This is a genomic window from Thalassovita mangrovi (assembly GCF_009857745.1).
Classification (GTDB): domain Bacteria; phylum Pseudomonadota; class Alphaproteobacteria; order Rhodobacterales; family Rhodobacteraceae; genus Thalassobius; species Thalassobius mangrovi.
On sequence record NZ_WWEN01000002.1, the window covers coordinates 167,255 to 192,653 of the forward strand.

General features: G+C 61.5%; 25 protein-coding genes and 1 tRNA gene. 17 read left to right on the forward strand and 9 right to left on the reverse strand.

Annotated features, from left to right (window positions below):
• Window positions 1–3 precede the first annotated feature (3 nt).
• The 4 genes from rpsR (at window position 4) to GR167_RS02605 (ending at window position 2,796) form a co-directional block, all read left to right on the forward strand.
• A complete protein-coding gene (gene rpsR, locus GR167_RS02590) occupies window positions 4–231 on the forward strand; it encodes a 30S ribosomal protein S18 (RefSeq protein ID WP_009805008.1) in 228 nt (75 codons plus the stop codon).
• Window positions 232–243: 12 nt separating this feature from the next.
• The gene (rplI, locus tag GR167_RS02595) at window positions 244–861 is read left to right on the forward strand and encodes a 50S ribosomal protein L9 (RefSeq protein ID WP_160971892.1); all 618 of its coding nucleotides are present in this window, start codon (window positions 244–246) and stop codon (window positions 859–861) included.
• A 255-nt stretch (window positions 862–1,116) separates the two neighbouring features.
• On the forward strand, window positions 1,117–1,815 hold the full coding sequence (locus GR167_RS02600) for a helix-turn-helix transcriptional regulator (protein WP_160971893.1): 699 nt from the start codon (window positions 1,117–1,119) through the stop codon (window positions 1,813–1,815).
• 111 nt (window positions 1,816–1,926) lie between these two features.
• On the forward strand, window positions 1,927–2,796 hold the full coding sequence (locus GR167_RS02605) for an acyl-homoserine-lactone synthase (protein ID WP_160971894.1): 870 nt from the start codon (window positions 1,927–1,929) through the stop codon (window positions 2,794–2,796).
• A 62-nt stretch (window positions 2,797–2,858) separates the two neighbouring features.
• On the opposite strand, the gene GR167_RS02610 is transcribed toward GR167_RS02605, so the two are convergent.
• The 3 genes from GR167_RS02610 to GR167_RS02620 form a co-directional block, all read right to left on the reverse strand.
• Window positions 2,859–3,275: a DUF1330 domain-containing protein gene (locus tag GR167_RS02610; protein ID WP_160971895.1), complete on the reverse strand. Its 417-nt coding sequence runs from the start codon at window positions 3,273–3,275 to the stop codon at window positions 2,859–2,861.
• 138 nt (window positions 3,276–3,413) lie between these two features.
• A complete protein-coding gene (gene tig / locus GR167_RS02615) occupies window positions 3,414–4,748 on the reverse strand; it encodes a trigger factor (protein WP_160971896.1) in 1,335 nt (444 codons plus the stop codon).
• Window positions 4,749–4,770: 22 nt separating this feature from the next.
• Window positions 4,771–4,855 (reverse strand) — tRNA-Leu (locus tag GR167_RS02620).
• A 271-nt stretch (window positions 4,856–5,126) separates the two neighbouring features.
• Between GR167_RS02620 and GR167_RS02625 the strand changes: the two genes are divergently transcribed.
• Window positions 5,127–5,543, forward strand: a complete 417-nt coding sequence (locus GR167_RS02625; protein ID WP_235915827.1) for a Hint domain-containing protein — start codon at window positions 5,127–5,129, stop codon at window positions 5,541–5,543.
• Here the strand turns inward: GR167_RS02625 and GR167_RS02630 are convergent.
• Entirely contained in the window at window positions 5,530–7,209 is a 1,680-nt protein-coding gene (locus tag GR167_RS02630; protein WP_160971898.1) for an NAD(P)H-hydrate dehydratase, read from the reverse strand. The two genes, GR167_RS02625 and GR167_RS02630, sit on opposite strands and share 14 nt — an antisense overlap.
• A 173-nt stretch (window positions 7,210–7,382) precedes the next feature.
• Between GR167_RS02630 and GR167_RS02635 the strand changes: the two genes are divergently transcribed.
• From GR167_RS02635 to GR167_RS02650, 4 genes are all read left to right on the forward strand, one after another.
• Window positions 7,383–7,721 (forward strand): P-II family nitrogen regulator, encoded by a 339-nt coding sequence (locus GR167_RS02635; protein ID WP_058261561.1) that lies wholly within the window; start codon window positions 7,383–7,385, stop codon window positions 7,719–7,721.
• A 27-nt stretch (window positions 7,722–7,748) separates the two neighbouring features.
• Window positions 7,749–9,155, forward strand: a complete 1,407-nt coding sequence (gene glnA / locus GR167_RS02640) for a type I glutamate--ammonia ligase (protein ID WP_160971899.1) — start codon at window positions 7,749–7,751, stop codon at window positions 9,153–9,155.
• A gap of 239 nt (window positions 9,156–9,394) precedes the next feature.
• Window positions 9,395–10,339, forward strand: a complete 945-nt coding sequence (locus tag GR167_RS02645; protein WP_160971900.1) for a hypothetical protein — start codon at window positions 9,395–9,397, stop codon at window positions 10,337–10,339.
• Between the two features lie 101 nt (window positions 10,340–10,440).
• Entirely contained in the window at window positions 10,441–11,265 is an 825-nt protein-coding gene (locus GR167_RS02650) for a lytic murein transglycosylase (protein ID WP_160971901.1), read from the forward strand.
• A 19-nt stretch (window positions 11,266–11,284) separates the two neighbouring features.
• Here GR167_RS02650 and GR167_RS02655 read toward each other — a convergent pair whose 3' ends face one another.
• Window positions 11,285–12,034, reverse strand: a complete 750-nt coding sequence (locus GR167_RS02655; protein ID WP_160971902.1) for a heme-dependent oxidative N-demethylase family protein — start codon at window positions 12,032–12,034, stop codon at window positions 11,285–11,287.
• A 511-nt stretch (window positions 12,035–12,545) separates the two neighbouring features.
• On the opposite strand from GR167_RS02655, the gene GR167_RS02660 reads away from it, so the two are divergent.
• The 5 genes from GR167_RS02660 to GR167_RS02685 all read left to right on the forward strand — a co-directional run bounded on the left by GR167_RS02660 (window position 12,546) and on the right by GR167_RS02685 (window position 17,975).
• Entirely contained in the window at window positions 12,546–14,291 is a 1,746-nt protein-coding gene (locus tag GR167_RS02660) for a type I secretion protein (RefSeq protein ID WP_160971903.1), read from the forward strand.
• Window positions 14,292–14,519: 228 nt separating this feature from the next.
• The gene (purB, locus tag GR167_RS02665; RefSeq protein WP_160971904.1) at window positions 14,520–15,827 is read left to right on the forward strand and encodes an adenylosuccinate lyase; all 1,308 of its coding nucleotides are present in this window, start codon (window positions 14,520–14,522) and stop codon (window positions 15,825–15,827) included.
• Between the two features lie 69 nt (window positions 15,828–15,896).
• Window positions 15,897–16,049 (forward strand): carbohydrate-binding module family 14 protein, encoded by a 153-nt coding sequence (locus GR167_RS02670; protein ID WP_160971905.1) that lies wholly within the window; start codon window positions 15,897–15,899, stop codon window positions 16,047–16,049.
• Between the two features lie 172 nt (window positions 16,050–16,221).
• A complete protein-coding gene (locus GR167_RS02680; protein WP_160971907.1) occupies window positions 16,222–17,091 on the forward strand; it encodes a DMT family transporter in 870 nt (289 codons plus the stop codon).
• Window positions 17,088–17,975, forward strand: coding sequence for a lysophospholipid acyltransferase family protein (locus GR167_RS02685; protein WP_160971908.1), 888 nt, complete (start codon window positions 17,088–17,090; stop codon window positions 17,973–17,975). The genes GR167_RS02680 and GR167_RS02685 overlap by 4 nt, the downstream gene beginning before the upstream one ends.
• 126 nt (window positions 17,976–18,101) lie before the next feature.
• On the opposite strand, the gene GR167_RS02690 is transcribed toward GR167_RS02685, so the two are convergent.
• A complete protein-coding gene (locus GR167_RS02690) occupies window positions 18,102–18,800 on the reverse strand; it encodes a DUF1223 domain-containing protein (protein WP_160971909.1) in 699 nt (232 codons plus the stop codon).
• Window positions 18,801–19,022: 222 nt separating this feature from the next.
• Here GR167_RS02690 and acnA point away from each other — a divergent pair, with 222 nt between their 5' ends.
• The 3 genes from acnA (at window position 19,023) to GR167_RS02705 (ending at window position 23,957) form a co-directional block, all read left to right on the forward strand.
• Window positions 19,023–21,767, forward strand: coding sequence for an aconitate hydratase AcnA (gene acnA, locus GR167_RS02695; RefSeq protein ID WP_160971910.1), 2,745 nt, complete (start codon window positions 19,023–19,025; stop codon window positions 21,765–21,767).
• A 205-nt stretch (window positions 21,768–21,972) separates the two neighbouring features.
• Window positions 21,973–22,299: a TM2 domain-containing protein gene (locus GR167_RS02700; RefSeq protein ID WP_160971911.1), complete on the forward strand. Its 327-nt coding sequence runs from the start codon at window positions 21,973–21,975 to the stop codon at window positions 22,297–22,299.
• A 212-nt stretch (window positions 22,300–22,511) separates the two neighbouring features.
• A complete protein-coding gene (locus tag GR167_RS02705) occupies window positions 22,512–23,957 on the forward strand; it encodes a TrkH family potassium uptake protein (protein WP_160971912.1) in 1,446 nt (481 codons plus the stop codon).
• Here the strand turns inward: GR167_RS02705 and GR167_RS02710 are convergent.
• Genes GR167_RS02710 through GR167_RS02720 form a run of 3 tightly spaced genes read right to left on the reverse strand, consistent with a single transcriptional unit; the run spans window position 23,954 to window position 25,390 of the window.
• Window positions 23,954–24,493 (reverse strand): DsbE family thiol:disulfide interchange protein, encoded by a 540-nt coding sequence (locus tag GR167_RS02710; RefSeq protein WP_212769813.1) that lies wholly within the window; start codon window positions 24,491–24,493, stop codon window positions 23,954–23,956. The genes GR167_RS02705 and GR167_RS02710 overlap by 4 nt on opposite strands.
• Complete coding sequence (ccmD, locus tag GR167_RS02715) at window positions 24,486–24,641, reverse strand: heme exporter protein CcmD (protein ID WP_160971913.1); 156 nt, start codon at window positions 24,639–24,641, stop codon at window positions 24,486–24,488. Before ccmD ends, GR167_RS02710 begins: the two co-directional genes overlap by 8 nt.
• Window positions 24,641–25,390 (reverse strand): heme ABC transporter permease, encoded by a 750-nt coding sequence (locus GR167_RS02720; RefSeq protein ID WP_160971914.1) that lies wholly within the window; start codon window positions 25,388–25,390, stop codon window positions 24,641–24,643. Before GR167_RS02720 ends, ccmD begins: the two co-directional genes overlap by 1 nt.
• Window positions 25,391–25,399 lie beyond the last annotated feature (9 nt).

Below are 25,399 nucleotides of genomic sequence, written 5' to 3' on the forward strand. Positions count from 1 at the left end.
CCAATGGCAGCTAAACCGTTTTTCCGCCGCCGCAAAGTTTGCCCCTTCTCGGGTGAAAACGCGCCGAAGATCGACTACAAAGACACCAAACTGCTGCAGCGCTACATTTCCGAGCGCGGCAAGATCGTGCCCTCGCGCATCACCGCAGTGTCGGCCAAGAAGCAGCGTGAACTGGCCCGCGCCATCAAACGCGCCCGCTTCCTCGCCCTGCTGCCCTACGCCGTGAAGTAAGGAGACGAACAGATGCAAGTTATCCTTCTCGAACGCGTGGCCAAGCTGGGCCAGATGGGCGACGTCGTCGACGTCAAATCGGGTTACGCCCGCAACTTCCTGCTGCCCCAGGGCAAAGCCCTGACCGCTTCGGAGGCCAACAAGGCCAAATTCGAAGCCGACAAAGCGCAGCTGGAAGCCCGCAACCTGGAAACCAAGAAAGAAGCCGAAGCGCTCGGCGAAAAGCTGGACGGTCAGCAGTTCGTCGTGATTCGCCAGGCTTCCGACGGCGGCAACCTGTACGGTTCGGTCACCCCGCGTGACGCGGCCGACGTTGCCACCGCAGGCGGGTTCTCGGTCGACCGCAAGCAGGTCGTCATCCCGACCCCGATCAAGGAACTGGGTCTGCACAAGGTCGACGTGACCCTGCACCCCGAAGTTCAGGTTCAGATCGAACTGAACGTCGCCCGTTCGGAAGAAGAAGCCGAACTGCAAGCCTCGGGCAAGTCGATCCAGGAACTGGCCGCCGAAGCCGAAGCGGAAGCAGAATTCGAAATCGCCGAACTGTTCGACGATATCGGTGCCGCCGCATCGGACGAAGAGCTGGAAGAAGCCCCGGCTGGCGAAGCGGAAGAAGAATCGGAAGAGTAAGAGCTCCGAATCTATACATTACGAAGCCGCGCAAAGATTTTGCGCGGCTTTTTTACGCCCGATGGTTGCGAAATTTGCCTCCGACAACAGGAAATCAAATTTCATCTTGTCCCTTTTCCGAGAGCATTGCACTATTCTGGCCGAAACTGTTCAAATTCTAGACCGGTCAAGTAGTTCCGCTCGCTGAGCCGTTGCTATGTACGCTCAAAGTACCGACATATCGCGGCAAACCGGCTACGAGGCGGAAGGCAAAAGATGGCGCTCATTGATCTAACCAGCTTTCAGGGCAACGAGAAATACGACGAATTTCTGGTGAGCTTGGGCGAGACGCTGGGCTTCAGTCATGCATCTTATGCAACGACGAGCCTGGTGACGGGCGATATTCACGGCTTCACAACATACCCTGACGAATGGGAAATCCATTACGCCACCAAGGGCATGCAGCGGTTCGATCCGACGCTGCAGGCGGCGGCGCTCAGTGTTGCCCCGGTCGATTGGCAACGGCTGCGGGAACATGAAAAGTTCAAACTGGTCTTTTCCGACGCCCATGATTTCGGCATTTCCGATCGCGGGCTGAGCATTCCCATTCGCGGCCCCTACGGGGATTTCGGCCTGTTGAGCGTCGCCCACGAATGCTCCGCCGAGGAATGGAAGAAATTCCTGCCCACCGTGATCGGCGACCTGCAGATGGCCGCCGTGCACCTGCATGACAATGTGCTTAACTCCGATATTCTGCCCAAGGCGCTGGCGCGCCCGACCCTTTCCAACCGGGAACTGGAAATCATGCAATGGGTCGCCGCCGGGAAATCGCAGCAGGACATCGGCGATATCCTGTCGATTTCTCATCGAACGGTTGAAGTTCACATCCGGTCCGGGCGCGAAAAATTGGGTGCGCTTACAACCGCACAGGCGGTTGGGCGCGCGATCAGCCTGGGTCTGATCCACCCCAGTTGAGCGAAAAGCGCCCAATTTACAACATTCTACACGGCTACGGGAATCCCCTAATAGTAGTATTGTCCAATTTTGCTCAAACTGAGTTCAAATCGGCAATAATAGGGGAAAGCCATGATTTTGACCGTAGACGCCTTGAACCGCCACTTATTCAAGGAAATCCTGGATGAAATGTATGCCCTGCGCGCACGGGTCTTCCATGATCGCCTGGGCTGGGATGTCGTCATCACCGACGGCAAGGAAATCGACGAATTCGATGCCCTGTCTCCCACCTACCTGATCGCGCTTGACGACGAAGGGGATGTCGTCGGATGCCTGCGCCTTCTGCAGACGACCGGCCCGCACATGCTGGCGGATGTCTTCTATGACATTCTCGACGGTGAACCGCCGCTGCGCAGCGCCCAGCTGTGGGAAGTCACCCGTTTCTGCGTCGACACGCAGAAGCTTCGCGGCGGCAAGACCCGCAACTCGGTGTCTTACGTGACCTCGGAACTGTTCATCGCGGCAACCGAATACGGCAAGAACGCCGGTATTCTCGATGCGATCGCCGTGATCGATCCGGTGATGAACCGGGTGATGATCCGGTCGCAGAACGCGCCTTACGACTATGTCGGTTCGACCAAGCAGATGGGCAAGGTCAAGGCGATGGCGGCCCTGCTCGATTGCTCGGATGAACGGATCGCCAGCATCCGCGATTTCGCCGGCATCAACCACGATGTCTTCGGCACCGAAGAAGAGGCGCTGAGCCTGTTCAAGGGAAGCGACGCCAAGAAAGGCGACCGCGAGATCGCGCTGGAATCGGCCTATGATTTCGCGGCCGAGCCGGAGGCCACCCGCAAGCCGACGCTGCAGGAACTGCGCGAGTATTGCGAAAGCCAGATTTCCACCGCGGCGGATGACGACGAAAAGGTCGCGGCCCTGGCGCTCAAGCTCGAACTGGCCGAAATCCTGCGCGGCGACGTCCATAAACGCTGCGACGCCTGACAGGCACCACTCACGCAACGCACAAAATGGCTGACCCCGTGTAAATCACGGGGCCGGCCATTTCACGTTCCGAAATTGTCCCCCACCTGCAGCGGCGCCATACGGATCAGTCTGGAATCCGCCACCCCCGCCTGCCGGTGCACCATCGCCGCGCGGTATTCGGGATCCTTCAGCATGTCGGCAAAGGCCTGCGGGCCGGGGTATTCGGCGATGAAGCACAGATCCCACTGCTGATCCCTGGGACCGATCACCATCTGCTCCATCCGGCCGCGCCAGACGATGCGCCCGCCCAGGCGCTTGAACACCGGCTCGCTGCCCTTGCCGTAAGCGGCATAGGCCTCGGCCCCGGTCGCGTCGCGCCCGTCGGCATACTCCGCCCTGTCGCGCAGCCTGACCAGATTGAGCATATGGATCGGCCCGGGCCGGTCATTTGCGCGGAACGCGTCGAAATCGTCCTTTGAAAAGCTGGTGTAGTCCATCACGTCCTCCCTGTGATCGCGCTCAGGAAAGGCCGGGCGGGGCAAACCGTCAACATGCGGGCCGAAAAACGCAGCGGAAAAAGCGAAAAGGCCGCCCCTGGGGGCGGCCTTTTGCAAAATGCGATATGGAAAGGAAGATTATTCGTCTTCCAGCGCTTCCACGGCTTTCTGCAGATCGTCCTTGCTGATCTCTTTTTCCGACACTTTGGCCTGTTCGACCACGTGGTCGATGACCTTGTCTTCGAAGATCGGCGCGCGCAGCTGCTGCTGCATCTGCTGGTTCTGCTGGATGAATTCGAAGAACTGACGTTCCTGACCCGGGTACTGACGCGCCTGGTTCATGATCGCCTGGGTCATCTCGGCATCGGTGACCTCGACCTCGGCCTTCTGGCCCAGCTCGGCCAGCAGCAGGCCCAGACGCACGCGGCGTTCGGCCAGCTTGTTATGCTCGTCGGTCGGCTCGATCTTGTCGTGGTTGTGATCGTGCACGTCGGGGTGCTCCTCGTGCCACAGCTGATGCGCGATCTGCTGGGCTTCGGCTTCGACCAGGCTCGGCGGCAGGTCGAAGGACACCAGGGTGTCCAGCTTGTCCAGCAGCTGACGCTTCAGCACCTGACGCGCGGCGCCGGCATATTCGGCTTCCAGACGCTCGGAAACCTGAGATTTCAGCGCGGCCAGATCCTCGGAGCCGAATTTCTTCGCCAGCTCGTCGTCGATCTCGGCCGCTTTGGGTTCCTTGACCGCCTTGATGGTGCATTCGAACACCGCTTCCTTGCCGGCCAGGTTTTCCGCGCCGTATTCCTCGGGGAAGGTCACGGTGACGTCTTTCTGCTCATCGGCCTTCACGCCGATCAGCTGATCTTCGAAACCGGGGATGAAAGAACCGGAGCCCAGCACCAGCGGGTAATCTTCGGCCGCGCCGCCTTCAAAGGCTTCGCCGTCGACCTTGCCGACGAAATCGAACACGATCTGGTCGCCTTCCTTGGCCTTGGAGCCTTTCTTGCGGTCGGCAAAATCCTGTGCGGTTTCGGCCAGCGATGCCAGCGCTTCGTCGACGGCCGCGTCATCGGCCTTGACCACCAGGCGTTCCAGCTCGACGCCCGAGAAATCGACTTCGGGGATTTCCGGCAGCGCTTCATAGGTCATAGTGACCTTCATGTCGTCGCCTTCTTTCCAGTCTTCCGCGCCGACCATTTCGACCTGCGGCTGCAGCGCCGGACGATCGCCGGAGTCTTCGAAATGCTTGTTCATCGCCTCGTCGACGGCTTCCTGCATGGCTTCGCCCAGCAGGCGCTGACCGAACTGCTTTTTCAGCAGGGCCATCGGCACCTTGCCCTTGCGGAAGCCCTTCATTTCGATTTCCGGCTGCGCCTCGGCAAGCTTGGCGTTGACTTTGTCGTCAAGCTCCTGCGCGGTCAGCATCATTTCATAGGCGCGCTTCAGGCCTTCATTCTGGGTCTCGGTGACCTGCATGTTCTCGTCCTTTTTTCCAACCTGGTGCGGGTGAAGGGACTTGAACCCCCACGCCTTGCGGCGCCAGAACCTAAATCTGGTGCGTCTACCAATTCCGCCACACCCGCAAAACTCGGGCAGGCAGCCCCGTCAAAGACGAGACTGCCCGCAGTTCCGGCGCTATCTAGCAAACAGTTCCAACGGATGCGAGAGGAAAATTAAGCGGCTCTGAAACGAAAAATTCACTAAAAAGGACAAGACAAGTGCCGTTATCCTCATTAATCTGTCTGTAAAAAAGCAGGCAGAGCAGTAGGATAAACGCCCATGGAACTCAAAACTCTGGGGCGCATAAGCGGTCAAAGAACCGCAAAGCGTCACGTTGACCTTATCAACGGGCTTATGCCCGGCACCTTGGTATTGACCGAAGACGGCGCGTTGCCGGTCGAAACCCTGGCCCCCGGCGACCGTATCATTACCCGCAATACCGGGCTGGTGACGCTGAAAGCGATCGAACACGACTTCGAGATTTGCGAAACCGTGCGCATCCGCGCCGGATCGCTGGGCCATGACCGCCCCGACGCCGACACGATCCTGCCCTCGCGGCAGAAGATCCTGATCCGCGACTGGCGCGCCAAGGCGCTGTATTGCGAGGACGAGGCCCTGGTCGACGCCCGCCGCCTGATCGACGGCGAATATGTCCGGCTGCAACCGCGCGCCCAGCACATGGTGTTCCGGCTCTATTTCGACGACCCGCAGGTGATCTATGCCGACGGTCTGGAACTGGAATGCGCCACCGCGCCGGTCATGGCCGGCTAAGCAGACGCCTCAAGACGTTCGGCAATTGCTCGGGCAGGTCCTCCGCGATCAGCCCGGGCCCGAAGTCCAACGCACATTCGACATGCAGCCAGGCCGCGGTTTCCGCCGCCTGTTGCGGCGCAATTCCCCGCGCCAGCAGCCCGGCGATGAAGCCGGTCAGCACATCCCCCGACCCTGCCGTCGCCAGCCAGGGCGCCGCCCGTTCGTATTGCGCCGAATTGATGCTGCAGCGCCCGTCCGGCGCCGCGATCACCGTGTCGGGCCCCTTGAACAACACCAGGCAGCCCGCCCGTTTCGCCGCCTCCCGCGTCGCATCCACCTTGGAATAGGCCGGGCCTTTTGTGGGCACAGCCTCCAGCTTCGCCGCGATATCCGGGAACAGTCGTTTGAATTCGCCCGCATGCGGGGTCAGCACGCATTTGTCGTGCAGCTTGGCAAACAGTGCCGCGTCCTTTGCCAGCAGGGTCAGCGCATCGGCATCCAGCACCGTCGCCCGCCCCGCCTCCAGCGCGGTGGCAACCAGTGCCGCCGCATCTTCGTCGAGCCCAAGCGCCGGCCCCAGCCCGATCGCGTTGAACCGCGCATCCTCCAGCACCTTGGCCAGCGCCGTCGCATCGCCCACCTGCCGCAGCATGATCGCGGTGACCTGCGCCGCCACCTCCTTCTGCGCCGCTGGCGGCACCGCCAGCGTCACCAGCCCGGCCCCGACCCTGAGAGCCCCCCGCGCCGCCATTCGCGCCGCCCCGGTCCGGCCGGGCCCGCCCGCAAGGATCAGGGCGTGGCCATGGGAATATTTGTGCGTGTCGCTGAACTTGGTCAGTGTTGATATCGTCGGATCGAACAAGCGTACAGCGTCGGCGATACAGGCATCCTTGAGACCAATATCCTTGACGACTACTTTTCCGCACCAAAGCGTTCCGCCGTCCGGTGGGCCTTTGGCCAACAGGTAGTGCCCGATTTTCGCGCGATGGAATGATACCGTCAGATCGGTAGGGAACGCCCCCTCCAAATTGCGGCCCGAGTCACTGCAAATGCCGCTGGGAATATCGACAGCGACGTATTTGGGTCTATCCTTTTGGTGCCAGCTGAAGACGCGGGGCACAAAACCATGCCACGTACGTTCTGTATCGTCCGGCATCAGGCGGGTAAGGCCGGTTCCGAAAACTGCGTCGACAACCAAATCATGGTCGCATTCGTCGAGGGTATCCTCGATAAAGTTGTCATCCCACCTGTGAACGCCTGCGTTTTCCAACCACCGCTCATAATTCGCCTTCGCATCCGGCGGCATTTTCACCGCATCACCGTAGAGAAAAACCTCCACCTCCCAGCCCCGCTGCCGCAACAGCCGCGCCACCACGAACCCGTCGCCGCCATTATTCCCCGGCCCGCACAGCACCACCGCCCTGAACTTCTTCTGTTCACAAATATCCTGGGGGGAATCCGGCAACGCCGGATGGAGGGCAACGCCCCCCTTCTCCGCCGGACGGGCAATGCCCCCCTCCCCGCCTGCCGCATCCGCCCCGGCAAGCTCCGGCCATTCCTCGAAAATCGCCTCGACAACGCCCGCGCCTGCGCGCTCCATCAGCTCCAGCCCGGTCACCTCACCCGACTCGATGGCGGCGGTTTCGATGGCGCGCATTTGTGCAGCGGTCAGGAGTTCTGTCATGATTTCAGCCCAAAAGTTTTCAAACGGCACATCTTTTAATCATCTTGCCGTTATTTTAATCTCACCCCAAGAATCCCGCCCAGCGGGTCCACGGGAATGACCTTAGCCAATTGAGACCCCCGGATGAAAGTGATCTGTGCCATGAACGAAGCATCTGGCGAGGAGACCCAGCGATGAAAAAGATCGAAGCGATCATCAAGCCATTCAAGCTCGATGAGGTGAAAGAAGCCCTGCAGGAAGCGGGCATTCAAGGCCTCAGCGTGATCGAGGTGAAGGGCTTCGGTCGCCAGAAAGGCCATACCGAGCTGTACCGCGGCGCGGAATATGTCGTGGACTTCCTGCCGAAAGTGAAAATCGAGGTCGTTCTGGACGACGATCTCGTCGACGGCGCCATCGAGGCGATCATCGACGCCGCCAAGACCGACAAGATCGGCGACGGCAAGATCTTCGTCAGCCCCGTCGAACAAGCCATTCGCATCCGCACCGGCGAAACCGGTTCGGACGCGCTGTAACACCCCATAAACGAAAGGGATAAGGGAATGAGCAAGGACGCAGTTCTCAAGACCATCGCGGATGAAGACGTCGAATATGTCGATATCCGCTTCACCGATCCGCGCGGCAAGCTGCAGCACGTGACCGTGGTTGCCGATCTGGTCGACGAAGACTTCCTGGAAGAAGGCTTCATGTTCGATGGCTCCTCCATCGCAGGCTGGAAGTCGATCGAAGCGTCGGACATGAAACTGATGCCCGACACCGACTCGGCCTATATCGATCCGTTCTATGCCGAAAAAACCCTGTGCATTCACTGCTCGGTCGTCGAACCCGACACCGGTGAACCCTATGAGCGCGACCCGCGCGGCACCGCCGAAAAGGCCGAAGCCTATCTGAAATCGACCGGTATCGGCGACGTGGCCTATATGGGCCCGGAAGCTGAATTCTTCCTGTTCGACAACGTCAAGTATTCGACCTCGATGAACAAAGTGTCCTACGAAGTCGACGCGATCGACGCCTCGTGGAACACCGACACCGATTACGAAATGGGCAACTCGGGCCACCGTCCGGGCGTCAAGGGCGGCTATTTCCCGGTCAACCCGATCGACGACGCGCAGGACCTGCGTTCGGAAATGCTGTCGACCATGAAGCGCATCGGCATGAAGGTCGACAAGCACCACCACGAAGTGGCGTCGTGCCAGCACGAACTGGGCCTGATCTTCGGGACCGTCACCAAACAGGCTGACGAGATCCAGAAGTACAAGTACATCATCCACAACGTGGCGCAGGCTTACGGCAAATCGGCAACCTTCATGCCGAAGCCGATCGCGGGCGACAACGGCACCGGCATGCACGTGAACATGTCGATCTGGAAAGACGGCAAGCCGCTCTTCGCCGGCGACAAATACGCCGACCTGAGCATGGAAGCGCTGTACTTCATCGGCGGCATCCTGAAGCACGCCAAGGCGCTGAACGCCTTCACCAACCCGTCGACCAACTCCTACAAGCGTCTGATCCCGGGTTTCGAAGCCCCCGTTCTGCGCGCCTATTCGGCCCGCAACCGTTCGGGCTGCGTGCGTATTCCGTGGGCGGAATCGCCGAAGGCAAAGCGTGTGGAAGCCCGCTTCCCCGATCCCTCGGCAAACCCCTACCTGGCCTTCTCTGCTCTGCTGATGGCCGGCATCGACGGCATCAAGAACAAGATCGATCCGGGCGAAGCCATGGACAAGAACCTGTACGATCTGCCCGCCGAAGAACTGGCCGGTATCCCGACCGTCTGCGGTTCGCTGCGTGAAGCCCTGGACGAGCTGCAGGCCGACATGGACTTCCTGATCGCCGGTGACGTGTTCACCAAAGATCAGATCGACGGCTACATCGCGCTGAAGATGGAAGAGATCCAGCAGTACGAACACACCCCGCACCCGGTTGAATTCGCGCTGTACTACAGCTGCTGATTTACCCGCAGGGGAAGAGTACGGAAAAGGGCGCCTGCGGGCGCCCTTTTTTATCAAGACAGCCTTAGCCATTGAGATTAAAGCACATTTTGCCAATTTCGCCGCCCCGCAGAGCACAATTAGGCCGGGAAAATTTTCGAAAAATTCACAACAATGCCTTCTTCCGCCGGAATTGCGCCACAGAATGTCCCATTTTGACTTCCACAAATGTCTCACAGGTTTCGAGCTGGAGATATGTCATGGAAAAGGACGTGTATCGGTATTCGGCAGGTTTGGTGTTCCTCGATGAAAAGCGTACCGAGGAAGCAGAGCTGAGCAACGCGCTGCAGGGCGTTCTGGAAGCGCGCGGTCAACGTATCCAGTCGGTGAACGTGCTGGAAAACGACCTGCTGCGCATCGTCACCGATACGCTGGAACTGGACCTGACCCCGCCGCTGCATCCCAACGAAATGGTGTTCGGCGCAGAGGACGACGACGGTATCGTGCCCTATGCCGATATGCTGATCGGCCTGTCGCTGACGCTGCGCGACGATACGGATGCGGGTGACAGCGACCCGGCCGATATCGAACACAGCCTGAAATCCTATCTCGCCGAAATGACCAGCCGCGTCGCCACCCTGACGGAACCCGATTTCGTGCTGTGGCTGCGCCCCTCCGACCTGCTGGAAACCTCGGAATTCCTCAAGGCGGCCACCCAAATCAAGCCGCGCAAGGTCCGCCGGACGGCCGCGGAGGCGAAACCACGCCATGCCCGCCCTGCCCCCATTCTGTTGCCGCAGCCCCGCGCCGCGACGGGTGCAGCCGCCAGCAATGTCACCCACGCGGCCGCCAAGCGGTTCCCCGAAATCCAGACCGCCTCGCGCAGCCTGGAAACCGAATACGAACGCCGCACCCATGTGTGCGACAGCCAGATCGACGCGGCCGACCTGCGCTCGGCGATCTATCCCCCGACCGACGATGCCCAGGATGCCAATAACAGCTTCGCTATGCGCATGGCCAGCTGGGTGCTGGTGACCACCGTGGGGCTGTTTTTCCTGCCGGTCGCGGTGTTGCTGACCTTCGCCAACGTGGTGCGGGGCGAAGATTTCCGCCTGGCCGCGCATACCCTGGCGCTGACCGGGATGATGATGGCGCTGAACACCTCCGGCGCGCTGGCCGATACGATGAGCATGATCGGCCTCTGATCCCCGCGACAGCGATCTTTTCGAAACGCCGTCAAAATCATTTGGCGGCGTTTTTCACTCCGGGTTACGCTGATCGCATTTAAACCGATCGGAACAGGCCCATGGCTGCAGTATTTTTCAAACCCGTTTCTCGTCTTCTCCCCGTCGTCATCATCGCCCTCGGCGGGATCGCCCCCGCGCCGGTCCGGGCCGCCTCTTGCGGCGACAATGCCGCGGGCTTCGCCGCCTGGAAAACCGCCTTCGCACGGGAAGCCAAGGCCGCGGGCGTCGGCAAAAAAGGGCTCGCCGCGCTGTCGGGCGCGCAATATGCCAGCCAAACGATCTGGGCCGACCGCAACCAGAAATCCTTCAAATATTCGCTGGAAAAATTCATGCAGGTGCGCGGCGCCGATACCATCGTCGCGCTTGGCCGCAAGCGCAAGGCGCGTAACCCGGCCTTCTATGCCAGCCTGGAAAAGACCTATGGCGTGCCTGCGGGCGTGCTGCTGGCGATCCACGGGATGGAAACGGCTTTTGGCAATTTCATGGGCGACAGCAACGTGGTGTCGGCGATCACCACGCTGGCCTATGATTGCCGCCGGTCGGATTTTTTCACCCCGCACGCGCTGTCGGCGCTGAAACTGGTCGACCGGGGCGCGATTTCGCCCGCCTCGATCGGCGCCAAGCACGGCGAGCTGGGCCATACCCAGTTCCTGCCCGGCAACATCCTGACCTACGGGGTGGACGGCAATGGCGACGGCCGGATCGATCTGACCGATGAGGTCGACGCGATGGCCTCGACCGCCAATTACCTGCGCAAGAAGGGCTGGAAACCCGGCCGGGGATACCTGCCGGACCAGCCCAATTTCAAGGTGATCAAGCAATGGAATGCCGCCGGGGTCTACCAGAAGGCCATCGCGATCATGGCCGACCGGATCGACCGCTAGCGCGCCACCCTCAGGACCGTCAGAACCAGGACCGGGCGATATCGCCGTGGATCATGAAGGTATGGATCGAAAACACCACCGCGCCGGTGTTAGGCAGCCGCATCAGCGCCTGCCTTTCGCTGCGCAAATAGCTCGCCTCCTCGCGCGGCACGGTGCTGTGCTCTTCGCTTTCCGAAAACGGATTGTGCAACAGGTCGTTGCCATACCACAGCACGTTGAAGCGCCATAGCGGCCGCCCCGGCTGGATGCCGTTGAACAGCCGCTGCACCCGCTTGGCGATATTGTCGTCATAGGCATTGACCGGGATGTGGATGCCGATCAGCGGCCGCAGGAACTTTTCCCGCAACATCCAGTTCGACGGGAAACACAGCACGGCGGCGGTCAGCACATGTTCCTCGCCGCGCTTTTCCATCACGCAGAGGTCTTCCTGCACCAGCATCCCCAGGATGGCCAGCGGGTCGTCGCGGTCGATTTCCACCCGCGCGCTGTCGGGCCGGATCACGTGATCGGCGGCGACCGTGAAACCGGCCATGCCGCGCAGCTGGTCCAGCACCATGTCGAGCAATTCGGCCACCGCCGGGGCGGCCGCGTCATCCATCGCGATCACCGCGTCGCGCCGGCCTTTGATCAGCCGCTCGCGTTCGGCCATCTGCGCCGCGTAAGCTTCGTCCACGATCAGCCAATCCACCGGATCCAGCGGCGCGATCCCGGGCAAGGGTCGCGGTTTGGTGATGTCATAAGGCAGGGAATTTTGAACAATCTTGGTCATTACCCGGCAATTTGACCTAATCCGAAAACAATCGCAATTCCTGCTAAACAGTTTTTGACTTATGACGTATGGCCTATGTGACAGGCAATAAAGGGTCCCCCACCTGGCATAGACCTTGCTGGACAGGACCTAGACCATAGGGATTAGCCACCCAAGGAAAGGGATTAGGCCTTAGAAATAAGGGTCATAGAATCACCTTTGCGCCCCGTCGCGGAACAAATCGGCCCGACCGATTTCGCTCCGCGCGAGCGTCGGCATGTGCGGATGCCCGCGCCCTGTTTTATACGTCGTAAACCGGAAATTTCGGACAATCGCCCCCTCCTTTTGGAGGTCGACGAGGGCGAATAAGTCGACCTTTTCGTGATCCCGTAGACCTCCGGCTTCGTCGCTCTCACGCTCATCTCATCAGGCAACCGACCGCCCCCTCACTCAAAGACGCGGCCGGATCGGGGCCACCCGGAAATGAAGACAGACGACCAACCACCTTTTCTTCGGAAAAGAGGGAACAGAGATGATTTACCTGGATACAAGAAGCGTAAGCAGTAACGATTATCATCAGGACCTGTTCGGCGCCAACATCCTGGCCAACCGCGACCAGCTTGGCGAGGATGGCACCTATGACGACGCGGCCGACGCCCTGGGCGTCACTCATATCCGTTATCCCGGCGGGTCGCTGACCGAAGACTATTTCGACATCTCCGACCCGGACAAAACCAGCGACATCGACCCCGACACCGGCCGCGAAATCGAACTGCTGCCCTATACCGAATTCATGACCTATGCCGAGGAAAACGATATCGACGTGACGATCGTTCTTCCGACGCGCAACTTCCTGAGCGAAGAAACCGACGCCGACGGTCACCGCTACGCCGATATCGACGAAGACGCGCTGCGCGGCTTCATCCAGGACACGCTGAACGGCGAATACGGTGAACCGACCATCCGTGCCTTCGAGATCGGCAACGAATACTGGGGCAGCGGCGAAATGGATTCGCTGGAATACGGCCGCGTCGCCAGCCGCATGGCCGAGATCCTGAACGAGGAAATCGACAGTCACGCGGAAAGCGACACCGCCTTCGCCGATATCGATATCCTGGTGCAGAACGGCCAGAATTACGGTTCCGCCCGGCTGGCCGACGATTACGATCACCTCGACACCGCCGAGGAACAGCTCGAAGCGATCATGGAAGACTATAACGTCGAGCTGGACGAAAGCTTCATCTTCAATTCCGGCGAAGTGTCCTGGGCCCGGGTCGCGAATGAAATCATCATCAGCGAATTCGACACCGAAGCCGAACGCGACGCCGTCGACGGCATCATCGCGCACATCTATTCCAAGGGCGAAGACAACCCCAACAGCCGCGAATACGATCTCAACGTGATCGAGTCGACCTGGGAAGCCGAGCTCGGCAATCTCGACACCTATGTCACCGAATGGAACCTGCGCGCCAGCCGCACCAGCTGGGACCCGGAAGAGGAATACGGGCTGCGCCAGGCGCATGAAATGCTCAACATGACCGAGGTCTTCGTCGAACACGAAGTCGACGCCGCCCATGTCTGGGCCATCCAACAGAACAACCTGACCAACCTCGCCGGCAACGAAGGCGGCGACGGACGGCTGACCGTCCCCGGCGAAATGTTCCGCATGATGAATGAATCCCTTCCCGGGACTCGCCCGATCGACTTCGTGTCGGATGACCGCGGCGAACACGAAGCGGTACAGGACGATACCAGCGTCCACGGTTTCTATGCCGAGGACCGGCTGGTCCTGTTCATCGCCTCGAATACCGAAGACCCGCAGAATGCGGTGATCGACATGTCGCAGATCATCGACGGCGCCGGTGGCATCCATGTCGACATCCTCGGGGTCAAGGACGGCTACAACCCCACCTCGCCCGACGCCCTGGCCGAAGTCACCGAAATGGACGGCGACCGGATGTTCGAAGACGGCATCCTGACCGCGCAGATGGACGGCTATGAAATCGTCCGTGTCGAAATCGACAATCCCGATTACAACAACGATTTCCTCGCCGCGCTCGACAGCAGCCCGAAGGCAAACGACATCGCCGAGGACGACCTGACCGATCTGTTCGACACCCCCGAAATCCCCGACGCCGCGGACGATAGCGTCGAAGAGGACGACGGAAACGATCCGATGGAAGCGGACGCGGCCGGCGATTCCGACGGCGGCACGTTTGGCGGCATGGGCATTGCGCTTGCCATTCTGCCCATCCTGGCGCTGCTGGGCGGCATGTGATCGCGCCCCTTCGGATTGCCGATCCCGGCGCCGCCGCCCCGATGACGCCCCCGCTGCGCCGGACCGCCTGACTTCCCCCGCGCGAACCCGCGACAGGCCGGCGCATTATTCCTCCCGGCCCGGCCAAAGCGCGGCGATGCGACGACATATCTTTCCCCCTGCCCTTGCTGTAATGGCTTTGCGCCGCTAAAGACTGGCGCGAGTTCCCGCTTTCCAAGGAAATTGACGATGATCCCTCGCTATTCCCGTCCTGAAATGGTCGCCATCTGGTCGCCCGAAACCAAGTTCAAGATCTGGTACGAAATCGAAGCCCATGCCTGCGACGCGCAGGCCGAGCTGGGGGTGATCCCGAAGGAAAACGCCGAAGCGGTGTGGAAAGCCAAGGACGTGGAATTCGACGTCGACCGGATCGACGAAATCGAAGCGGTCACCAAGCATGACGTGATCGCCTTCCTGACCCACCTGGCCGAACATGTGGGCAGCGAAGAAGCCCGCTTCGTGCACCAGGGCATGACCTCGTCGGACGTTCTCGACACCTGCCTGAACGTTCAGCTGGTGCGCGCCGCCGACATCCTGCTGGCCGATCTGGACAAGGTGCTGGCCGCGCTGAAGACACGTGCGTTCGAGCACAAGAACACCGTGCGCGTCGGCCGCAGCCACGGCATCCACGCCGAACCCACCACCATGGGCCTGACCTTCGCCCGTTTCTACGCTGAAATGGACCGCAACAAGGCCCGCCTGCAGGCCGCGCGCGACGAAGTCGCCACCGGCGCGATTTCCGGCGCCGTCGGCACCTTCGCCAATATCGACCCGGCGGTCGAGGAACATGTCTGCAAGATGCTGGGGCTGAAGCCGGAACCGATTTCGACCCAGGTGATCCCGCGCGACCGCCACGCGATGTTCTTCGCCACGCTGGGCGTGATCGCCAGCTCGATCGAAAACGTCGCGATCGAGATTCGCCACATGCAGCGCACCGAAGTGCTGGAAGGCGCGGAATTCTTCTCGATGGGCCAGAAGGGTTCGTCGGCGATGCCGCACAAGAAGAACCCGGTCCTGACCGAAAACCTGACCGGCCTGGCCCGTCTGGTCCGCATGACCGTGGTGCCGGCAATGGAAAACGTGGCGCTGTGGCACGAACGCGACATCTCGCACAGCTCGGTCGAACGCGGCATCGGCCCGGACGCCACCGTGACGCTGGATTTCGCGCTGAACCGTCTGGCCGGCGTCGTCGAAAAGATGCTGATCTTCCCCGAGAACATGCTGGATAACATGAACAAGTTCCCGGGCCTGGTGATGTCGCAGCGGGTGCTGCTGGCGCTGACCCAGGCGGGCGTGTCGCGTGAAGACGCCTACGCCATGGTGCAGCGCAACGCGCTGAAGGTCTGGGAAGACCGCGTCGATTTCCGCGAACAGCTGCTGGCCGACAAGGACGTGGTCGCGGCGCTTGGCGTGGACGGGATCAACGAAAAATTCGACATGGATTATCACACCAAACATGTCGACACGATCTTCCGCCGGGTCTTCGGCGAAGCCTGACTTCGCGAAAATCGCGATCTGTGATATGCTCCCTGCCAAGGTTCACCGCTTGGCAGGGAGTTTTCTTTTATGATCAAGACCATACTGACCGCTGTTATCCTGACCGCCGCACCGCTGGCCGCATCCGCCCAATGTACGAAAGATCATCAGCAGGCGATGTCCTGTGCCGACGGCACGGTCTGGGATGCGGAAACCAAAAGCTGCACCAAGGTCACCGGCTGACAGCGCCGGAAAAAACCGCCCTCCGGGGACATGACAGTGTCGCAGAGTTGCGCTACAGCGTACTGCCCGCCCAGCCCGCGGGCAGCGACGGGATGAATGCGGCCAACTGCGCCGTGCTTCCAGCCGCGTTTCGATGACCGGCACCGGCCTGCCGCGCTACCCGGAGTGAACTATGTCGCAGACCGCCAAAGCCATCGCCCTGATGATCGGGGCGATTTTCTTTTTCGCGGCGATGGACGCGACGGCCAAGGAAATCAGCATGCGGGTCAGCACGGTTCAGGCGGTCTGGGCCCGCTATGCCGGCGCGGCGACGCTGATTTTCCTGATCGTTCTGCCTCGGATCGGCACCGTGGCGCGCACCCGCTACCCGATGCTGCAATTGGCGCGCTCGATCTTCCTGATGTTCGGGACCGGGTTCTTTTTCTTCGGCATTGCCAATATCGGCCTGGCCGAGGCGACCGCTATCATGGACGTCAATCCGGTGATCATCACCCTGGGCGCGGCGCTGTTCCTGGGCGAAAAGATCGGGCCGCGCCGGGCGTTCGGCATCGCCGCCTCGCTGATCGGCGCGCTGATCATCATCCGCCCCGGCAGCGGGGTGTTTTCGCCCTATGCGCTGTTCCCTCTGGGCGCCGCCTTCAGCTATTCCGCCTATAACCTGGTCACCCGCTATGTCGGGCTGAACGAAAATCCCTGGACCTCGCTGCTGTACACCACGCTGTTCGGCGCGGTGGTGCTGAGCTGCATCGTGCCGTTCCACTGGGAACCGATCGACCTGACCACCGCCGCCCTGATGGCGATGCTGGCGGTTTTCGGCACCCTGTCGCAACTGCTGCTGATCCGCGCCCTGTCGATCGGCGAAGCGGGTATGCTGGCGCCGTTTTCCTATGCCGGGCTGATCTTCGCCACGCTTTGGGGGATGCTGTTCTTCGCCGAATATCCCGATTTCTGGACCGTGGTCGGCGCGCTTGTGATCGTCGGATCGGGTATCTATGTGTGGCACCGTGAAACCTCGCAAGCCCGGGAAAAAGCCGCGTCATGAGCGATAAGAAGCTGTCTTTCTCGGCCCGCGCCGGGCAGTACGCGCTGAACCTGGTGGCCAGCGCGCCGCTGTTTTTGACCCTGGCGCTGCCCTATCGCTGGCGGGTGCCGCTGATGGGCTGGATCGTCAGCCGGGTGATTGCGCCGCTGGCGGGATATGACAAGCGGGTGCGCCAGAACCTGGCGCTGGCCTGGCCCGAATTGCCGCAATCCGAAGTCGACCGGCTGGCCCGCGCGGTGCCGGACAATTTCGGCCGCACATTGATCGAGGTCTATTCCGGCGAGGCGTTCAAGCGCCACGTGGAAGGGACCGAGCTGGAAGGCCCCGGCGCCGCGGCGCTGATCGAGGCCTGCGAGGCCGGGCGCCCGGTGATGATGGTGTCGGGACATTTCGGCAATCACGACGCGGTGCGCGCCATCCTGGCGCAAAAATACGGCAATATCTCGGGCCTGTACCGGCCGCTCGACAATATCTATTTCAACCGCCACTGGGTGCGGGCGCTGAACGCCATTTCCAGCCCGGTCTATCCCCGCACCAGGCGCGGGCTGGCCGAGTTGGTCAAATTCCTGCGCCAGGGCAATATCGTGGCCTTCCTGATGGATCAGCACGTCGCCGAGGGCGCGCGGCTGAGCTTCTTCGGCCATCCCGCCATGACCTCGCTTTCGGCGGCCGAACTGGCGCTGAAATACGATGCGCTGTTCCTGCCCGCCTTCAGCATCCGCAAGGAAGACGGCCTCACCTTCCGCGCCTATATCGACACGCCGATCCCGCATAGCAGCGCCGAGGACATGACACAGCAATTCAACGACCGGCTGGAAGCGGTGGTGCGGCAATATCCGGATCAATGGTTCTGGGTGCATCGCCGCTGGAAGGCGAAGCCGTAAGACGCTGATAAACTTACGAAAGCCGGGCCAGCGCCAGCCCGTCGGGGCGGACTGGCGCTGGCCCGGCGGGCTTCGGCCTTGTTCCGGGCCGGGGTCTCTTTTGAAGGACGTTCCGGGTCGCTACCCTCAGCGCAGCCGCGCCGCCGCGATGATCGGGCCCGGCCCCGGCGCCTGCAGGATCACCACCACCGGGTCGTCGCCCGAAATACGCGCCTGCAGCTCCAGCGGCTTGCGGGTGTCCCAATCGCCCAGCCGGTGCCATTCGGTCACGATATTGGAATACAGCAAGTCCCGTCCGGCATTTTCCCCGGCGCGTATTTCCACCTTCTGCATCGGTTCATAGCGCACCAGCTGCACCACCAGCGGCCCCGGCAGCGCCTGTTCCGCATGGGCCGAAATCGACAGCACCCCGTCCTGTTGAGTCAGTTCCATCGCCACCGGTTCGGGCCCCTTGGCGTGTTTGGCGATCAGCGCCTCGACATCCACCGGGTGGTTTCCGACCACATGTTCGACCCCGTTGACGATCATCTGCGGGGTATAGACCGAACGGCGATGCGCCGCGATCGCGTAAGCCTTCTGCCGTTTGGTGAATTGCGGATTGGCGAAGGCGTCCTTCCAGCCGATGTAATCCCAGTAATCCACATGCAGCGCCAGCGCGATCACGTCGTCGCGTTCGGCCAATGTCGCCAGGAAGGCGTCGGCGGGCGGACAGGAGGAACAGCCTTGCGAGGTGAACAGTTCAACGACGACAGGATGATCATCGGCCAGAACCGGCGACGAAAACGAAATCAGGGCAGCGGCAAGCCAAGTGACGAAACGACGCATTCTCGGGGACTTCTTTCTTCGTTTGAACTGTCTCTGTTCTAGGCATTTCCGAGTGAAATAACCAATCAAGGTTTTGTCAGGCTGCGGTGAGCGGGGCAAGAAAATGAATTTTAGTGTACATTCGTATACATTTTGACTTTCTCCCCCTTGATTGCCGTCGCGTGATCGGGCAGAAGCAGCGCCAGCAACACCCCTTTCACCTGATCTGAGGGAGGCCATCTCATGCCCATCGTCGTTGGACAAGATACCGCAAAAACTCGCAAGACCCTGTCTGCGGGCGGCAAGTCCGTTTCCTATTACTCCATTCCCGCCGCCGAAGCTGCCGGTCTTGGCGATTTCTCCAAGCTGCCCGCCGCGCTCAAGGTCGTGCTGGAAAACATGCTGCGTTTCGAAGACGGCGGCCGCACCGTTTCGGTCGACGACATCAAGGCCTTCGCCGAATGGGGCGCCAAGGGTGGTAAGAACCCGCGCGAGATCGCCTATCGTCCGGCCCGCGTCTTGATGCAGGACTTCACCGGCGTTCCCGCCGTGGTCGACCTGGCCGCGATGCGCGACGGGATCAAGGGCCTGGGCGGCGACGCGCAGAAGATCAACCCGCTGAACCCGGTCGACCTGGTGATCGACCACTCGGTGATGATCGACGAATTCGGCAATCCGCGCGCCTTCCAGATGAACGTGGACCGCGAATACGAGCGGAACATGGAACGCTACCAGTTCCTGAAATGGGGCCAGTCGGCCTTCAACAACTTCCGCGTCGTTCCCCCGGGCACCGGCATCTGCCACCAGGTGAACGTTGAATACCTGGCCCAGACCGTTTGGACCGACGATGACCAGAACGGTGAAACCGTCGCTTACCCCGACACCCTGGTCGGCACCGACAGCCACACCACCATGGTCAACGGCCTGGCCGTCCTGGGCTGGGGCGTCGGCGGCATCGAGGCCGAGGCGGCGATGCTGGGTCAGCCGATTTCGATGCTGATCCCCGAAGTCGTGGGCTTCAAGCTGACCGGTGAAATGGTCGAAGGCACCACCGCGACCGACCTGGTTCTGAAAGTCGTCGAAATGCTGCGCAAGAAGGGCGTGGTCGGCAAGTTCGTCGAATTCTACGGCGAAGGGCTGGACCGCCTGCCGCTGCCCGACCGGTCGACCATCGCCAACATGGCCCCCGAATACGGCGCCACCTGCGGCTTCTTCCCGATCGACGACGAAACCCTGCGCTACCTGCGCCAGACCGGCCGCGACGAAGACCGTATCGCGCTGGTCGAAGCCTATGCGAAGGAAAACGGGTTCTGGCGCACCGCCGATTACGACCCGGTCTACACCGACACCCTGGAACTGGACATGGGCACCATCGTGCCGGCGATCTCGGGCCCCAAGCGCCCGCAGGATTACCTGCCGCTGACCAATGCGGCGAACGCCTTCTACGACGTGGTCGGCGAATATCGCGGCATCGACGTGTCGGCCGAAGCGCGCGACATGGCGTCGGAAGGCGATCACAACACCGCCAACAACGTGATCAAGTCGCAGGCCGTCAAAGGCGAAGACTACAAGCTGAACGACGGCTCGGTCGTCATCGCCTCGATCACGTCGTGCACCAACACCTCGAACCCCTACGTTCTGATCGGGGCCGGTCTGGTGGCGCGCAAGGCGCGTGAACTGGGCCTGAACCGCAAGCCCTGGGTGAAAACCTCGCTGGCGCCCGGCTCGCAGGTCGTGACCGAGTACCTGGAGGCCGCGGGCCTGCAGGAAGACCTCGACGCGATCGGCTTCAACCTCGTTGGTTACGGCTGCACCACCTGCATCGGTAACTCGGGGCCGCTGCAGCCGGAAATTTCCGAAGCCATCGCCGAGGGCGACCTGGTCGCCACCGCCGTGCTGTCGGGCAACCGCAACTTCGAAGGCCGGATCAGCCCCGACGTGCGCGCCAACTACCTGGCCTCGCCGCCGCTGGTCGTTGCCTATGCGATCGCGGGCGACATGAACATCGACCTGACCAGCGAACCGCTGGGCCAGGACAAGGACGGCAACGACGTCTTCCTGAAGGACATCTGGCCGTCGAACGCCGAAATCGCGGAACTGGTCGAAAAGACCGTGACCCGCGAAGCCTTCATGAAGAAATATGCCGACGTGTTCAAAGGCGACGAGCACTGGCAGGGCGTCGACGTCACCGGCGGCGAAACCTATGACTGGCCGGCTTCGTCGACCTATATCCAGAACCCGCCCTACTTCCAGGGCATGGGCATGGAACCGGGCACCATCTCGAACATCGATGGCGCCAAGGTCCTGCTGGTTCTGGGCGACATGGTCACCACCGACCACATTTCGCCCGCCGGTTCCTTTGCCACCACCACCCCGGCCGGCAAGTACCTGACCGAACGGCAGGTTGCACCGCGTGAATTCAACTCCTACGGATCGCGCCGCGGCAACCACGAAATCATGATGCGCGGCACCTTCGCCAACATCCGCATCAAGAACGAAATGCTGGACGGTGTCGAAGGCGGCTACACCAAGGGCCCCGACGGCGAACAGACCTCTGTCTACGAAGCCTCGATGGCCTATCAGGAAGCGGGCACCCCGCTGGTGGTCTTCGGTGGTGAACAGTACGGCGCGGGATCGTCGCGCGACTGGGCCGCGAAAGGTACCGCGCTGCTGGGCGTCAAGGCCGTGATCGCCGAAAGCTTCGAGCGTATCCACCGTTCGAACCTGGTCGGCATGGGCATCATCCCGTTCGAATTCACCGGTGGTGAGAACCGCAAATCGCTGGGTCTGACCGGCGACGAGACCGTGTCGATTTCGGGTCTGGACAGCGTCCAGCCGCTGCAGGAAGTGCCCTGCACGATCACCTTCGCCGACGGGTCGTCCAAGACCATCCAGCTGAAGTGCCGGATCGATACCGAGGTCGAAATCGAATATATCGAAAACGGCGGCGTGCTGCATTACGTGCTGCGCAACCTGGCGAAGTCGTAAGACTTCTCCAAACCGTCGAACCTAAGAAAGCCCCGGCAACACTGCCGGGGCTTTTTTCATTGCAAATGATCAGCCTCTACAGGGACTTATAAAAACACCCTGAGCGATTGCATTTTTTCGAGAATCTATTTAAAATTGTGGTCTGTTTTGAGTTTCCCCACCCCCCCTTTTATGTGAGTTCCCCAACCCCATTTCGAGGTCTGAAATGAGCCTGTCGACGGAACAGCGCATTGTCATTGAACAGCGCCTTACCAGCGAAAAGAAATCTATTGGCCTCGCTTACATGCTTTGGCTGCTGCTCGGCATTTTCGGGGGGCATCGGTTTTACCTGGGCAGAAATGGCAGCGCCGTCGTCATGCTTGCGGTATCGACGCTGGGCTGGATCACCCTGGTTCTGACGGACAAACCCTTTCTGCTTGTGCCCTTGGGCGTATGGCTCATTGTGGACATCTTCCAGATACCGCCGATGATACGGTCGGATACCGATGTGCGTCGCAACTTGCTGGCCTGCCGGGTCGCCCGTTTTTCCTGAAATCGACCTGGCCTGAGGCGCCGCGCAGGTCGAAACCGGAACGGAAGCCGTCGCAGTTGGCGGTACTCATCCTGTCCCCTGCCGTATGGCGAGGCCGCAAGGGAAACCCCGCACCGCCCCGGCAGGTGGCTGACCGGTATTGTCCGACGGTTTGCACTGGACCTTCCCCTGGTGCAGGCGTTAACTCGGGCCACGCAAACCGGACATGGGCGATGCAGTACAGCCAGGTCATCCGCATAAACGGCTATCTCACCATCGCCATGGGTTTGGCGATGCTGCCTTGCATGCTGCTCGACTGGGCGATGGGACAGCAAAGCCCCTTCGTCTTCGGTGAAACCGCCGGGCTGGCCTTGCTGGTGGGCGTTCTGGTGGTGCTGGCGACGAATAACCGCCGCTCGGCCGATATCGGCACCCGCGAAGCCTTCCTGCTGACCACCGGAACCTGGGCCTACCTGCCGCTGGTCGGCGCCCTGCCCTTCATGCTGGGCGAACCGGGCGTCGGCCTGACCGACGCCTATTTCGAAGCGGTGTCGGGCATGACCACCACCGGGTCGACGGTATTCGAACAGATCGAAACCCTGCCCGAAGGGACCCTGCTGTGGCGCGGCATCCTGCAATGGCTGGGGGGCCTGGGCATCGTCGTGGTGGCGATGATCTTCCTGCCGGTCATGGGGCTGGGCGGGATGCAGTTCTTCCGCTCCGAAGGGTTTGACACGCTGGGCAAGATCCTGCCGCGCGCCCCCGACATCGCCCGCGCGCTGCTGAGCACCTATATCCTGCTGACGGTGATCTGCTGGTTGTGCTACCGCATCCTGGGCATGTCGACGCTGGACGCGACCGTGGTGTCGATGTCGACCATGTCCACCGGCGGTTTCGCCAATTCCGACGCCTCCTTCGCGGATTTTTCGGGGCCGCTGGAATACGTGTCATCGGTGTTCATGCTGCTGGCCTCGATGCCGTTCATCCGCTTCGTGCAGCTCAGTCAGGGGCACAGCCGGCCGCTGTGGGAAGACGTGCAGGTGCGCACCTATCTGCGCTGGACCGCCTATTGCATCGCCGCGGTGGTGACCTGGCGGCTGATCCACGAATCCGGCGATTTCTGGGTGGTGCTGCGCGAAACCACCTTCAACATCGTCACCCTGTTTTCCGGCACCGGCTATGCCAGCGCCGATGTCACCGGCTGGGGCCCCTTCCCGCTGACCGTCATCCTTGCCGCCGGGCTGGTGGGCGGCTGCACCGCCTCGACCGGCTGTTCGATCAAGATCTTCCGCTGGCTGGTGGTAATCGAAGCGCTGAAGGCGCAGATCAAGCGCATCCAGGCGCCCCACGCGATGGTCACGCCGAAGCTGGGCAAGCAGCCGATCGGTGAAGACGTGTTCAACTCGGTGATCGCCTTCTTCGCCCTTTTCCTGCTGACCTTCGGCTTGCTGACCGTGGCGCTGGAACTGACCGGACTGCACAACGCCACCGCGCTGACCGCCGCCTGGACGGCGATCGCCAATGTCGGCCCCGCCTACGGGCCCGAGGTCGGCGGGTCCGGCGCGCTGAACGCCTTTCCGGACACCGCCAAGTGGCTGATGATCTTCGGGATGCTGGTGGGGCGGCTGGAAGTCCTGTCGGTCTTCGTGCTGTTCACCCCGGCCTTCTGGCGGGTTTAATTCCCCGCCGCCTTGGCGATCGCCGCGCCCAGTTCACCGTCGATGGCCCGCTGGGTGATCGGCCCGGCGTGGCGCATGATGATATTGCCCGCGCCGTCGATGACATAGGTTTCCGGCACGCCGTAGACGCCCCAGTTCAGCGCCATCCGGCCGGATTCATCCGCGCCAAGCGCCGCATAGGGATTGCCCAGCTCGGCCAGGAAGCCAAGCGCCTTGCCCGGCTGGTCCTTGTAATTCACCCCGTAGATCGTCACGCCGTCCTGAGCCATCTTTTCCAGGTTCGGGTGTTCCACCCGGCAGGGCGCGCACCACGAGGCCCAGAAATTCACCAGCTTGACCTTGCCGTCGCGCAGCGTCGCATCGTCGAATTGCGGCGCGTCGCCCAGCGGCACCATCTGCACCGCCGGCGCCTGCTTGCCCGCCAAGGCGGTGGGCAGCTCATCGGGGTTTTCGCGCCCCATGCCGATCCAGAACATCGCCGCCAGGCCGGCGAAGATCACCGGCGGCGCGATCATCATCGGATTGATCTTAGCCATTCGATTTGCCCCGTTTTTCAATTTCTTCCAGCGCCGCCTTCACCTTGCGCGACCGCCGCACGCTGACCACGATCATCGCCACGATCAGCAGGATCGACAGCACGTAGGAGGACAGCACCGCCTCGGCGTATTTTCCAAGATCGGGCATCAGTTCATCCTTTCGCGGGCCAGCAGCGCCCGCATCCGGCGAGCACGGATTTCGGTCTGGGTGCGCAGGAAGACCAGCGCGATGAACAGCAGGATGAAGCCCGCGATGCAGACGAACAGGGGCACGGCGTAGACATTGCTCACCCGCTCTTCGGTGTCGCCCATCATGGCCCCCGCCCGCATCACCGACGACCCCTGGTGCAGCCCCTGGTTCCAGAAATTCACCGCATAGCGCGACAGGATCGCGAAGACCGATCCGACAAGGCACAGGATCGAGGTCAGATCGGCCGCGGTATCGTCGTTTTCAATCGCCGCCCACAGCGCCATGTAGCCCAGGTAGAACAGGAACAGGATCAGGAACGAGGTCAGCCGCGGGTCCCATTCCCACCAGGTGCCCCACATCGGCTGGCCCCAGATCGCCCCGGTGATCAGCGCGATCAGCGTCATCACCGCGCCGATGGGCGCCGCCGCGCGGGCCGCCAGCGCCGACACGTGGTGCCGCCGCACGATCCAGATCAGCGAGGCCACCAGCATCATCATCCAGGCATTGATCGCCATCAGGGCGCTCGGCACGTGCAGATAGATGATCTTGACCGTCGACCCCTGCTTGTAATCGTCGGGGGTGAAGAAGAAGCCCCAGATCAGCCCGCCGACCAGCGCCACCAGCGCCAGCGCCGACACCCACGGCAGCAACCTGTCCGTGGTGGCGATGAATTTCTTCGGATTGGCGTATTCCCAGATCGAACCCATAAGTGTTTC

What these genes read in the sequence shown, in the direction of transcription:
- rpsR (WP_009805008.1), top strand. Translation starts at nt 4, where the DNA reads ATGGCAGCTAAACCGTTTTTCCGCCGCCGCAAAGTTTGCCCCTTCTCG.
- rplI (WP_160971892.1), top strand. Translation starts at nt 244, where the DNA reads ATGCAAGTTATCCTTCTCGAACGCGTGGCCAAGCTGGGCCAGATGGGC.
- GR167_RS02600 (WP_160971893.1), top strand. Translation starts at nt 1,117, where the DNA reads ATGGCGCTCATTGATCTAACCAGCTTTCAGGGCAACGAGAAATACGAC.
- GR167_RS02605 (WP_160971894.1), top strand. Translation starts at nt 1,927, where the DNA reads ATGATTTTGACCGTAGACGCCTTGAACCGCCACTTATTCAAGGAAATC.
- GR167_RS02610 (WP_160971895.1), bottom strand. Translation starts at nt 3,275, where the DNA reads ATGGACTACACCAGCTTTTCAAAGGACGATTTCGACGCGTTCCGCGCA.
- tig (WP_160971896.1), bottom strand. Translation starts at nt 4,748, where the DNA reads ATGCAGGTCACCGAGACCCAGAATGAAGGCCTGAAGCGCGCCTATGAA.
- GR167_RS02625 (WP_235915827.1), top strand. Translation starts at nt 5,127, where the DNA reads ATGCCCGGCACCTTGGTATTGACCGAAGACGGCGCGTTGCCGGTCGAA.
- GR167_RS02630 (WP_160971898.1), bottom strand. Translation starts at nt 7,209, where the DNA reads ATGACAGAACTCCTGACCGCTGCACAAATGCGCGCCATCGAAACCGCC.
- GR167_RS02635 (WP_058261561.1), top strand. Translation starts at nt 7,383, where the DNA reads ATGAAAAAGATCGAAGCGATCATCAAGCCATTCAAGCTCGATGAGGTG.
- glnA (WP_160971899.1), top strand. Translation starts at nt 7,749, where the DNA reads ATGAGCAAGGACGCAGTTCTCAAGACCATCGCGGATGAAGACGTCGAA.
- GR167_RS02645 (WP_160971900.1), top strand. Translation starts at nt 9,395, where the DNA reads ATGGAAAAGGACGTGTATCGGTATTCGGCAGGTTTGGTGTTCCTCGAT.
- GR167_RS02650 (WP_160971901.1), top strand. Translation starts at nt 10,441, where the DNA reads ATGGCTGCAGTATTTTTCAAACCCGTTTCTCGTCTTCTCCCCGTCGTC.
- GR167_RS02655 (WP_160971902.1), bottom strand. Translation starts at nt 12,034, where the DNA reads ATGACCAAGATTGTTCAAAATTCCCTGCCTTATGACATCACCAAACCG.
- GR167_RS02660 (WP_160971903.1), top strand. Translation starts at nt 12,546, where the DNA reads ATGATTTACCTGGATACAAGAAGCGTAAGCAGTAACGATTATCATCAG.
- purB (WP_160971904.1), top strand. Translation starts at nt 14,520, where the DNA reads ATGATCCCTCGCTATTCCCGTCCTGAAATGGTCGCCATCTGGTCGCCC.
- GR167_RS02670 (WP_160971905.1), top strand. Translation starts at nt 15,897, where the DNA reads ATGATCAAGACCATACTGACCGCTGTTATCCTGACCGCCGCACCGCTG.
- GR167_RS02680 (WP_160971907.1), top strand. Translation starts at nt 16,222, where the DNA reads ATGTCGCAGACCGCCAAAGCCATCGCCCTGATGATCGGGGCGATTTTC.
- GR167_RS02685 (WP_160971908.1), top strand. Translation starts at nt 17,088, where the DNA reads ATGAGCGATAAGAAGCTGTCTTTCTCGGCCCGCGCCGGGCAGTACGCG.
- GR167_RS02690 (WP_160971909.1), bottom strand. Translation starts at nt 18,800, where the DNA reads ATGCGTCGTTTCGTCACTTGGCTTGCCGCTGCCCTGATTTCGTTTTCG.
- acnA (WP_160971910.1), top strand. Translation starts at nt 19,023, where the DNA reads ATGCCCATCGTCGTTGGACAAGATACCGCAAAAACTCGCAAGACCCTG.
- GR167_RS02700 (WP_160971911.1), top strand. Translation starts at nt 21,973, where the DNA reads ATGAGCCTGTCGACGGAACAGCGCATTGTCATTGAACAGCGCCTTACC.
- GR167_RS02705 (WP_160971912.1), top strand. Translation starts at nt 22,512, where the DNA reads ATGCAGTACAGCCAGGTCATCCGCATAAACGGCTATCTCACCATCGCC.
- GR167_RS02710 (WP_212769813.1), bottom strand. Translation starts at nt 24,493, where the DNA reads ATGGCTAAGATCAATCCGATGATGATCGCGCCGCCGGTGATCTTCGCC.
- ccmD (WP_160971913.1), bottom strand. Translation starts at nt 24,641, where the DNA reads ATGCCCGATCTTGGAAAATACGCCGAGGCGGTGCTGTCCTCCTACGTG.
- GR167_RS02720 (WP_160971914.1), bottom strand. Translation starts at nt 25,390, where the DNA reads ATGGGTTCGATCTGGGAATACGCCAATCCGAAGAAATTCATCGCCACC.